9 protein-coding genes are annotated in these 9,875 nt (G+C 64.1%); 3 read left to right on the top strand and 6 right to left on the bottom strand.

Annotation, left to right across the window (positions count from 1 at the left end; genetic code table 11):
• Positions 1-99: 99 nt before the first annotated feature.
• The 5 genes from NN5_RS13535 to NN5_RS13555 form a co-directional block, all read right to left on the bottom strand.
• A complete protein-coding gene (locus NN5_RS13535; RefSeq protein WP_084384927.1) occupies positions 100-1,095 on the bottom strand; it encodes an SPOR domain-containing protein in 996 nt (331 codons plus the stop codon).
• A gap of 2 nt (positions 1,096-1,097) precedes the next feature.
• The gene (gene argS, locus NN5_RS13540; protein WP_067734628.1) at positions 1,098-2,843 is read right to left on the bottom strand and encodes an arginine--tRNA ligase; all 1,746 of its coding nucleotides are present in this window, start codon (positions 2,841-2,843) and stop codon (positions 1,098-1,100) included.
• Between the two features lie 49 nt (positions 2,844-2,892).
• Positions 2,893-3,276 (bottom strand): c-type cytochrome, encoded by a 384-nt coding sequence (locus tag NN5_RS13545; protein ID WP_067734629.1) that lies wholly within the window; start codon positions 3,274-3,276, stop codon positions 2,893-2,895.
• Positions 3,261-4,586, bottom strand: a complete 1,326-nt coding sequence (locus NN5_RS13550; RefSeq protein WP_067734630.1) for a hypothetical protein — start codon at positions 4,584-4,586, stop codon at positions 3,261-3,263. The genes NN5_RS13545 and NN5_RS13550 overlap by 16 nt, the downstream gene beginning before the upstream one ends.
• A 250-nt stretch (positions 4,587-4,836) precedes the next feature.
• The gene (locus tag NN5_RS13555; RefSeq protein WP_067734631.1) at positions 4,837-6,264 is read right to left on the bottom strand and encodes a methyl-accepting chemotaxis protein; all 1,428 of its coding nucleotides are present in this window, start codon (positions 6,262-6,264) and stop codon (positions 4,837-4,839) included.
• Positions 6,265-6,443: 179 nt separating this feature from the next.
• On the opposite strand from NN5_RS13555, the gene miaB reads away from it, so the two are divergent.
• From miaB to NN5_RS13570, 3 genes are all read left to right on the top strand, one after another.
• A complete protein-coding gene (miaB, locus tag NN5_RS13560) occupies positions 6,444-7,790 on the top strand; it encodes a tRNA (N6-isopentenyl adenosine(37)-C2)-methylthiotransferase MiaB (protein ID WP_067734632.1) in 1,347 nt (448 codons plus the stop codon).
• A gap of 160 nt (positions 7,791-7,950) precedes the next feature.
• On the top strand, positions 7,951-8,970 hold the full coding sequence (locus NN5_RS13565; RefSeq protein WP_067734633.1) for a PhoH family protein: 1,020 nt from the start codon (positions 7,951-7,953) through the stop codon (positions 8,968-8,970).
• A 102-nt stretch (positions 8,971-9,072) separates the two neighbouring features.
• Entirely contained in the window at positions 9,073-9,333 is a 261-nt protein-coding gene (locus tag NN5_RS13570; protein WP_067734634.1) for a hypothetical protein, read from the top strand.
• A gap of 87 nt (positions 9,334-9,420) precedes the next feature.
• Here the strand turns inward: NN5_RS13570 and NN5_RS27310 are convergent.
• Positions 9,421-9,875, bottom strand: a 455-nt coding sequence (locus NN5_RS27310; protein WP_373280340.1) for a GIY-YIG nuclease family protein, incomplete at its 5' end; no start/stop codon positions are given.

Raw genomic sequence — 9,875 nt, forward strand, 5'->3', positions numbered from 1 at the left:
GCGATTTGGTCGCAGAAACCCGCGGGAGTCGCAAGAAACCCCAGGGCATGGGATGTGCAAAACCCGGCGGGACTGCAGATGCAGCCCGCCCGGGCGGGATCAGTTCTTGACCTGGCAGCTCAGCCCGGCGTCTTTCATGCCGTTGCACAGGGCCTTGGCCGCCGCGAGATTGCCCGGCACCGCCTGCAGGCGATAGACCGTGCCGATGTCGGCCTGCCCCTGCAGCACGCGGTGGGACACCTCGCCCAGCGCCGGATACTGCGACTTGAGCGCGTTCCAGCCGGCCTCGGCCGATTCCCGGGTCGAATAGGCACCGACCTGCACGCCCACCCCGCCCGCAGGCGCGGCGGCGGCCGAAGGCTTGGCTTCGGGCTTGCCCACGGATTCGAAGCCCGGCTTGGCAACGTCGCCCTTGTCTCCAGCGGCGTCCCCGGCCTTGTCCTCGATCTGGGGCGGACGGGACTGCCCTTCGGCGACGGCGAAACTGGTATCGCCGGTTCCGGCCACCACTTCCCCGCCGGGATTTTCCGGCTTGGTCTTGTAAGGCTCTTTCGGGGCGGCAATCACGCCGCCATCTGCCACGAGCGGCTGATCGCGCTTATCCCGCATGACCCAGTACAGGCCGCCGACGATCACGCCGATCGCCACCAGGCCAAGCACGACGAGCATCAGCCCCTGGCCGATCCCCGATCCGCCCTGATCCTCGAATTCCTCGTCGTCGCCTTCCAGCCAGGGCAGGCGCACGCCGTCATCGCCGAGTTCAAGCTGTGGCGGCTGTTCGAAATCCGTGCCGGATTCGGCAGACGAATCGAATGAAGACGGTTCCGCCGCAACAGGCTCCGGCTCGAACGGCGGCGGTGCGAATTGCGGCGCGTCGAACGGCGTCACCTCGGGCTGGGCCGCCTCGAACGGAGGCGGCGAGAACGGAGGCGCATCGGACTGGGGTGCATCAAACTGGGGTGCATCGAACTGGGGCGGGTTGAATGGCGGCGGATCAAACTGTGGCGCGCCGAACGGCTGTTCGCCCGAGCCATTCTGCCCGCCGAAATTGGGATCACCGTTGAGGTCCTCCCGACCCGTGTCCGAGATCGCCATAATTACATTTCCTCCACAGCCTCGACCCCGAGCAGTGCCAGCCCGTTGCGGACAAGCTGCCCGATTTGCACGGCCAGGAAAAGCCGCGCGCCCGTCTGGTTAGCGTCAGCATGGTTAATAAACCGCTTCTCAACGCGGTCGTTGCCCAGATTCCAGTAGCCGTGGAAGGCCGCCGCAAGGTCATGGAGGAAGAAGGCGATGCGGTGCGGCTCGCGCGCGGCGGCGGCGGCCTCGACGATGCGCGGGAACTGCGCACCCAGCTTCACCAGCTCCAGCTCCTCTTCGCCGAGTAGTTCCAGATGGTCCGCCGAGGGCGCGAAGCCTTCCGCCGCCGCCTTGCGCAGCGTCGAGCAGACGCGGGCATGGGCGTACTGGACATAGAACACCGGATTGTCCTTCGAGGCTTCGACCACCTTGTCGAAATCGAAGTCCATCTGCGCATCGGGCTTGCGGGTGAGCATGGTGAAACGCACCACGTCCTTGCCGACCATCTCGACGACATCGGCCAGCGTCACGAACGTGCCCGCGCGCTTGCTCATCTTGAACGGCTGGCCGCCCTTGAGGAGCTGGACCATCTGCACCAGCTTCACTTCGAACGGCGTCGGCTCGCCATTCGCGCCGGTCATCGCGGCAACGGCGGCCTTGATGCGCTTGACGGTGCCCGCATGGTCCGCGCCCCAGATATCGACCAGCGCGTCGGCTTCCTGCGCCTTCTGGTAGTGATAGGCGAGGTCGGCGCCGAAATAGGTCCAGGTGCCGTCGCTCTTCTTGATCGGGCGGTCCTGATCGTCGCCGAACTGGGTGGACTTGAACAGCGGCAGTTCCACTGGCTCCCAGTCCTCGGGCATCTTGCCCTTGGGCGCTTCGAGCACGCCGTCATAGACCAGCCCCTTGGAGCGCAGCCAGGCCTCGGCCTCGTCCGGCTTGCCCGAAGCCTGCAGTTCGGCTTCGGACGAGAACACTTCATGCTCGATGCCGAGCCGTGCAAGGTCAGCCCGGATCATGTCCATCATCGCGGCGACCGCCTTTTCGCGGAACAGCACGAGCCATTCCGATTCGGGCGCCTTGGCATAGGTATCGCCGAATTCCTTGGCCAGCGCCTGCCCGACCGGGACCAGATAGTCGCCCGGATAGAGCCCTTCGGGAATGGCACCCACGTTCTGGCCGAGGGCTTCGCGGTAGCGAATGTGCACCGAACGGGCGAGCACCTGCACCTGCGCGCCCGCGTCGTTGACGTAGTATTCCTTGACCACCTTGTGCCCGGCGAATTCGAGCAGCGTCGCCAGCGCATCGCCGACGACCGCGCCGCGGCAGTGGCCCATGTGCATCGGGCCGGTGGGATTGGCCGAGACATATTCGACATTCACGGTCTTGCCGCCGCCCATCGTGGAGCGGCCATAGTCTCCGCCCAGCGCGGCAATCGCGCGCAGTTCGGCCAGCCAGGCAGCGGGGGCAAGCCGCAGGTTGATGAAGCCCGGCCCGGCGATCTCGGCCGACGTCACTTCATCCAGCTTCGACAGTTCGGCGACCAGCGCTTCAGCGAGATCGCGTGGTTTCATGCCCGCAGGCTTGGCCAGCACCATCGCCGCATTGGTCGCCAGATCGCCATGCGAGGGATCGCGCGGCGGCTCGACCGTGATCGCGCTTCGCTTCAGCCCGCCCGGCAGCGTGCCTGCTGCTTCCAGCGCATCGAGCGCGGCGGAAAGATGGCCTGCAAAGGCGGCGTAAAGGGTCTGGTTCTCGTTCATAGTGGCGCGCGGATAGCCGAAGTGCGCCGAAAGGGGAACAGGTCCAGACTTACTTCAGCGTTTCCAGATAGGAGAGGACAGCATCCAGCCTGGTGGAATCATGCAAGCCCGGGAAAGGCATCTTGTTGCCCGGCACCACTTTCTGGGGATTGGCCAGATAGAGCTTCAGCTCGTCGGGCGTCCAGATCAGACCCGAGTGCTTCATCGCCGCCGAGTAGGCATAACCCTGCTGCGAGCCTGCCTTTCTGCCGACCACGCCGAACAGATCCGGCCCCACAGCCGCCTGCGCCTTGCCTGCAGTGCGATGGCAAATCGAACATTGCGCCTGAAAGGCCTGCGCACCGGCGGACATGCTCCCGGCGAAGGCCGGCCCCGCGCTGGCAAGGACAGCCGCAAAGGCAATCCGGGGAAAAACTTTCAGAACGCAAGCCATGTGTAGAGCCTCAACGCGTTGTTGTCGGATGCATTGGAACCGGAGCCATCATAGTTGTGCCGCGCTCCGTCGAATTTGCCATAGGCGGTGTACTGCAAGCCCAATCGCATGTTCGCACGCGGCCCCAGTGGCGAGTTGCCGGAACCCCATGGCGTGTAATCGACTTCGGCCATCACCCCATCGCTGTCAGGCTTGCCGTCGCCTTCGTAGAGACCGGTATTCCGGGTCCCGGAAGTGGCAAAGGCCCCCAAGGTCGCGTCAATTCCATTGTGCCACGCATAGCCGATATCGCCGCGCCATTCGCTGAGGTGATCGTGCGCACAATCCGGCGTGATACCATCACCCACGAGCGCCAACGCACAGCTTGCCTGCAAATTGCTCGTTTCATGGACATAACGAAGCTGCGTCGAGATCGTATCGCCCGACGCCAAAGCCTTTTGCCAGGAGGCGTCGAAGCCAAGATCAGTGTAGCGGTCGCGCAGGCCGCTGCTCCGGTCGCGTCCGGGATTGATCCCGGCCTCCAGCGCGAAGGCGCCGACCGCCAGCGTTCCTCCGCCAGCCTGCCTCTGCAGGGCAAGGCGCCCGTAAGGGGCGAGGCCGCGGATATCGCCCGGATCGCCGGGATCGGCTCCCAGCCAGTTGAGCGTCCCGGCTGACGGACTGGTATAGGCGCCGGCCTCGACGTAGAACTTCTGCCCGACCCAGGCATAAGCGCTCAGCCCCAGCGTATTCTGTGCCAGCGCACCATCGATCAGCGGCGCAGCAGCAGGCGTTCCGGAAACCGCCGTGTCGGTATAGGGGAAACCCCACGCAGGCGTGGTATTCCACACATCCTGAACCGTCGGCGAATTGTTGAGCGTCAGACCGTAAACCGCATCGGCACCGAACAGCTTGCCTCGCGTCACCGCCCTGACGTCAAGGTTATCCCAGGACCAGGCCTTCGCAACGCCATCGTAGGTGATCTGCGCGAAGCCGCCCAGGTGATTGCCGATGCCACCGGCCACGAACAGGCTGCCCTGATCGAAGGTCAGATTGTCGTTCCGGTCGAGACCGTCCGGGGGCGGGACCTGATCTTTCCGGGTATGCGTCACGGAAGCGACAGCCATGGCCGAGAAGGGCAGATTGAACGCGTTCGAACGCATCGTATAGCCGTCGAGCTTGAATTCGCGCCCGAACGGCGTGAGCTGCGGCCCGAAGCCTCCGACATGGCAGGCCTGACATGCCAGCCCGGTCTGTTCGGCAAAAGCCGGCACAGCCTCCGCGCGGCGGACCGGAACCAGCAGCAGCACAAGCCCCAGGGCAAAAGGCATCGCGAGAGGAACAAGCGTGCGCGGCGGAGGCAGCGCTTTCGTGCAACACGAGAACGATGGGACGGCTCTCGATGACGATCGCTTCATGACCACCTCCTTGTCACTTCGCATTTGTCTGCCGCTTCGGCCCGACCGTTCTTCATGCGAGAGTTCTGAGGCGGCCGTGTGAGACGCCGCCGCCGGCCGGCGTCCTCATCCGTGAACAGCGATTTGTTCGAACGTCCTGTCCGAAGGGCCCGTCCCCCCCCCATCACGCCGAAAAGGCGCAGCGCAACCCGCCCCAGTGGCGGCCCTTGACCGTAATCGGGCAGGAGACGTGCTTCATCAGCACGAAGTTCCCGCCGCCCATGTCGCGGCGGTAGATCTGTAACAGGAAAGGATCGCGGTTGCGCGCCGCGGCCATGCCCACCCGGTCGTCGAAGATGCGGCGATTGCGCGCATGGGCCGCGTTCCATACCGGATCAGGACCCTGCGGCTGGGAGAACTGGCGGTTGTGCGTGGCGATATAGCCGTTGCGATCGCAGGAACAGGCAAAGACGATGCGGGGATCGAAACCGGCCAGCCGCTCCTGAAACGCCGGCAGCACCCTGTCGGTAAAAGCGGTGTGGCGGGCCAGGTGCTGGACCGGATCGGTGTTGGCAATCACCCGGTACTGATCGTCGAACAAGTCCGCAAAATCGATATCGCCGCGTTCGACAGCCGCTTCGAATGCCTCGGAAATCCCCGCGGCGGTCTGGCATGTGGCATCGATGATCGCACTGTCCCCGGTCGCGATGCCGGCCCGCGTGACCGACCACAGCAGGCCCTCGGCCAGCCCGTTCACTTCATTGAGACCACTGGTGGCCTCGCCAACTTCGGAGGCGGTGGAAATCAGCCCGTCGCTGACATGGTTGATATGCGAAATGAGTCTCGCGAAATCATCCTCGTGACGCTGGGTCACGGTAACAACCTCATCCGATTTTTCGCGGATGTCGTGGAGGTTCGATGCGGCCTGCCCCGTCATATCGATGATCGCACTGGCATCCTCGCTGACGCCGCCGGCCAGCGCGATGTTTTCCTGCCCTTGCGCGATCAGCTGCTTTGCGGCCGCATTCACCTGGCCCAGCACGCGGTCGATCTCTTCGGTTGCCCCCTGCGTCTTGTTGGCCAGCATCCGCACTTCGTGCGCGACCACGGCAAAGCCCTTGCCCGCATCCCCGGCGCGCGCGGCCTCGATCGAGGCATTGAGCGCCAGCAGGTTGGTCTGCATCGCGATCGAACTGATGTCGCTGGAGATGCGTGCCGCCTGCGAAAGCGACGACTGCAGATCCACCAGCAGCTGCGAAGCCGCGCCGACGGCCCCGGCCAGCTGCTGGATCTTGGTCAGCGAGGCGGTGATCTTGGCGCTGGTGTTGTCCAGATCCTGTTCGGCTTTGACGATCGTGCCACCGATGCGCTGCATGGTTCGGTTGAGTTCGACGGTTTCGCGCGTGAACAGGTCCGTGAGCTGCTTCAGTTCGTGCGCGGCCTCGCATCCTTCGGCGCTGTCCTGCTCGATATGCTCGGCATTGCCGACGATGTCACTGAGCCGGATCGCGAGATGCCCGATGTCGCGATAGATATCCGCGGCGACCTGCGTCCATTCGCGATTCGCCCGATTGTCGTTTTCATGCGGCCCCGCCGCAAACACAGTTGCCATCCTCGTTTCCCGACAAGGCCGCCCCGACGCAGGGATCGCCCGATTAATGGGCAACATGGCACATCATCGTTTACCTTTTCCGGCAGAGTCCATGCGTGGACATCCGGAGGCCGCTTTCGCCTGCCCGCCCCTGTCCTCAGCCCCTGTCCAAGCCCGCGCAATTGCGCTAACGGGCCGCGATGCGTCCTACCCAGATTCCCAAGACCTACCGGGTCAAGAGCTTCGGCTGCCAGATGAACGTCTATGACGGCGATCGCATGGCCGAACTGCTGGCCGAACAGGGCATCCAGCCCGCCGCCGAAGGCGAGGATGCCGATCTCGTCGTACTCAACACCTGCCACATCCGCGAAAAGGCCGCCGAGAAAGTCTATTCCGACATCGGCCGAATCGTGAAGGATTGGGGCCGCGAGGATGGCTCGTCGCCGCTCATCGCGGTCGCCGGCTGCGTCGCGCAGGCGGAGGGCGAGGAGATCATGGCGCGCGCGCCCGCGGTGAAGATGGTTGTCGGCCCGCAGGCCTATCACCGCCTGCCCGAAATGCTGCGCGATGCCGCGGCCGGCAAGCGCGTGACCGATACCGACATGCCGGCCGAGACCAAGTTCGGCGCGCTGCCCAAGCGCCGCCGTTCGGGCCCGACCGCGTTCCTCACCGTGCAGGAAGGTTGCGACAAGTTCTGCACTTATTGCGTGGTGCCCTATACGCGCGGCGCCGAAGTCTCCCGCCCGAACGCCGACCTGATCGACGAGGCGAAGCGGCTGGTCGAAAGCGGCGCCCGCGAGATCACGCTGCTCGGCCAGAACGTCAATGCCTGGACCGGGGAGAACGCGAAAGGCCAGCCGATCGGCCTCGACGGGCTGATCCGCGAGCTGGCCGAAATCCCGGACCTCGCGCGCATCCGCTATACCACCAGCCACCCCAACGACATGACCGAAGGGCTGGTCGCCGCCCATGGCGAGATCGGAAAGCTGATGCCTTTCCTTCACTTGCCGGTGCAGGCGGGCAATGACCGTGTGCTCAAGGCGATGAACCGCAGCCACACGGTTGAAAGCTATCTGCGCATTCTGGAGCAGGTCCGCGCTGTACGGCCCGACATCGCGCTCTCGGGCGACTTCATCGTCGGCTTCCCCGGCGAGACCGACGCCGAGTTCGAGGATACGCTGAAACTGGTCGACGCCGTGGGCTATGCCCAGTGCTTCAGCTTCAAGTATTCACCGCGCCCCGGCACCCCCGCCGCGACGATGGACGATCAGATTCCGCTTGCCGTGATGGACGAGCGCCTGCAGCGCTTGCAGACCACGCTCAACCGCGATCAGTATGCCTTCAACAAGGCCAGCATTGGCAAGACTTGCGACGTACTGGTGGAGCGCAAGGGCAAGCACCCCGGCCAGTGGCTGGGCAAGTCGCCCTGGCTGCAATCGGTGCATTTCACCGGCGAAGCGCAAGTGGGCGATCTCGTCACGGTGGAACTGACCGAGGCGGGGCCGAACTCGATTGCGGCCAGGCTGCTGGATACCGTGACGGCCTGAGAATCTGTTTGGAAATGCGCTGAAGGCGCATTTCACGGCACCGGCCCCGCTCTGCCGCTAGACAACTTATCCACCGCGCTGCATTACAGCATGACTTGCGCGCGGAAATTGCCGTCCTATCTTTCGAATCAGGAACAATTCCTTCGTTCGAAAGGAGCACATGGCCCGAAAAGCAGCCCGTGCCGATAATACGGCGCAGTTCCGCCCCGAGACCCATCGCCGGGCGCGTGTTGATGTCGAGTTCGATGAACCGACGCTGCTGGGGGCCTTGTTCGGCCAGTTCGATGCCAATCTCGTCCAGGTGGAAAACCGGCTCGGCGTCTATATTTCCGCACGCGGCAACAAGATCCAGGTGGAAGGGCCCGAAGATGCCGTCGCCCGCACCCGCGATACGCTGAAAGGCATGTATCACCGGCTGGAAATGGGGCAGGATCTGGACTCCGGAGCCATTGAATCGCTGATCGCCATGTCCTCCGAACCCACCCTTGAAGGCATCATTTCCGGCGATGCGGGCGCGCCGCCGATCATGATCCGCACGCGCAAGAAAACGATCGTGCCGCGCTCGGCCACGCAGATCGAATATATGCGCGCGCTGTCGAAGGCAGACGTGATCTTCGCGCTCGGCCCGGCGGGCACCGGCAAGACCTATCTGGCCGTGGCGCAGGCCGTCAGCCAGCTGATGACCGGCTCGGTCCAGCGCCTGATCCTCTCGCGCCCCGCCGTGGAAGCAGGCGAGAAGCTGGGCTTCCTGCCCGGCGACATGAAGGACAAGGTCGATCCCTACCTGCGCCCGCTCTATGATGCGCTCTACGACTGTATGCCGCCCGAACAGGTGGAACGCCGCCTGGCCTCGGGCGAGATCGAGATCGCCCCAATCGCCTTCATGCGCGGCCGCACGCTGGCCGATGCCTTCGTCATCCTCGACGAAGCGCAGAACACCACGCGCGAGCAGATGAAGATGTTCCTCACCCGCTTCGGCCAGAACAGCCGCATGGTGATCTGCGGCGACCCGCGTCAGGTCGACATCCCCGGCGGCGACCGCATGAGCGGTCTTGCCGACGCCGTGCAGCGGCTGGAAGGCGTGGACGACATCGCCGTCACCCGCTTCACCGCGGCCGACGTGGTGCGCCACCCGATCGTCGGGCGGATCGTCGAGGCTTATGAGGGCAAGGCGGAGTAGCTCTCGCATAAAAGACCGGGAAACCGGCGGTTTCCCGGCGTGCATTCGCCATCTTGCTCTTTCATGCTTTGAATCCAAGTCATGGCACGATAGGCGCGTCTTATGATGAACATTCCCTGGGATCAGCCCGCGACGCTGATCGATCTGGACGGCAAGACACCGATCATCGGCACGATCTTCGACTGCGTCACGCATTTCTCGCTGTTCAAGCCCTTCGCCAAGGCACAGGCGCGCGTGCTGTTGACCCGGCCGGCTTTTCGCCCGGGCAAGAAGACCCGGACCTGGGTTCTCAACCCGGACGAAATCGAAATGCTCGTCCAGAAATGGTCCGCTGAAATCGAGGAAGCGCTGCAACCCGACTGACGGCGTGGCATCCGGGGCGCGGGGGCCATGAAGTCCAAAAACTTCACCGTCGCCCCCGCGAAGGCGGGGGCCCCGCTTCCTGGCGTCTTAGACAACGCCTCCGAGACGCTCGAACATATCCTCCCAATCCGGGTTCGCCGTCTCGATCAGCCGGATTTTCCAATCGCGGCGCCATTTCTTGATCGCCTTTTCCCGGCGGATCGCATCTTCGATCTCATCATAGCGCTCGGCGTAAACAAGGCGGGTAAAGCCATACTTTCGCGCAAACTGTGAGCCAGTGCCTTCACGATGCTGCCAGATGCGGCGTTGCAGATGGGCAGTGACGCCAGTGTAGATGCCGCCGCGATAGCGGTCGCTCGTCATGTACAACCAGCCGCCTTTGGTCACTGCTCTGTCCTTGAGAGAAGCGGGCCCCCCGCCTTCGCGGGGGCGACGGAGCTGGTTTGGGTAATACCGCGCCTTCAAGCCAATTAAATCCGCGTCATCCCCGCGAATGCGGGGATGTGGACTCACGTTTGAAGTGCAACGGTTGACTGGAAGCA

Origin of the sequence: Novosphingobium naphthalenivorans NBRC 102051, assembly GCF_001590985.1 — a bacterium.
In the GTDB taxonomy this organism is placed as follows: Bacteria; Pseudomonadota; Alphaproteobacteria; order Sphingomonadales; family Sphingomonadaceae; genus Novosphingobium; species Novosphingobium naphthalenivorans.

Coding starts and splice junctions, on each gene's coding strand:
- NN5_RS13555 (WP_067734631.1), bottom strand. CDS start 6,264: ATGGCAACTGTGTTTGCGGCGGGGCCGCATGAAAACGACAATCGGGCG.
- argS (WP_067734628.1), bottom strand. CDS start 2,843: ATGAACGAGAACCAGACCCTTTACGCCGCCTTTGCAGGCCATCTTTCC.
- NN5_RS13570 (WP_067734634.1), top strand. CDS start 9,073: ATGATGAACATTCCCTGGGATCAGCCCGCGACGCTGATCGATCTGGAC.
- NN5_RS13545 (WP_067734629.1), bottom strand. CDS start 3,276: ATGGCTTGCGTTCTGAAAGTTTTTCCCCGGATTGCCTTTGCGGCTGTC.
- NN5_RS13565 (WP_067734633.1), top strand. CDS start 7,951: ATGGCCCGAAAAGCAGCCCGTGCCGATAATACGGCGCAGTTCCGCCCC.
- NN5_RS13535 (WP_084384927.1), bottom strand. CDS start 1,095: ATGGCGATCTCGGACACGGGTCGGGAGGACCTCAACGGTGATCCCAAT.
- miaB (WP_067734632.1), top strand. CDS start 6,444: ATGCGTCCTACCCAGATTCCCAAGACCTACCGGGTCAAGAGCTTCGGC.
- NN5_RS13550 (WP_067734630.1), bottom strand. CDS start 4,586: ATGCCTTTTGCCCTGGGGCTTGTGCTGCTGCTGGTTCCGGTCCGCCGC.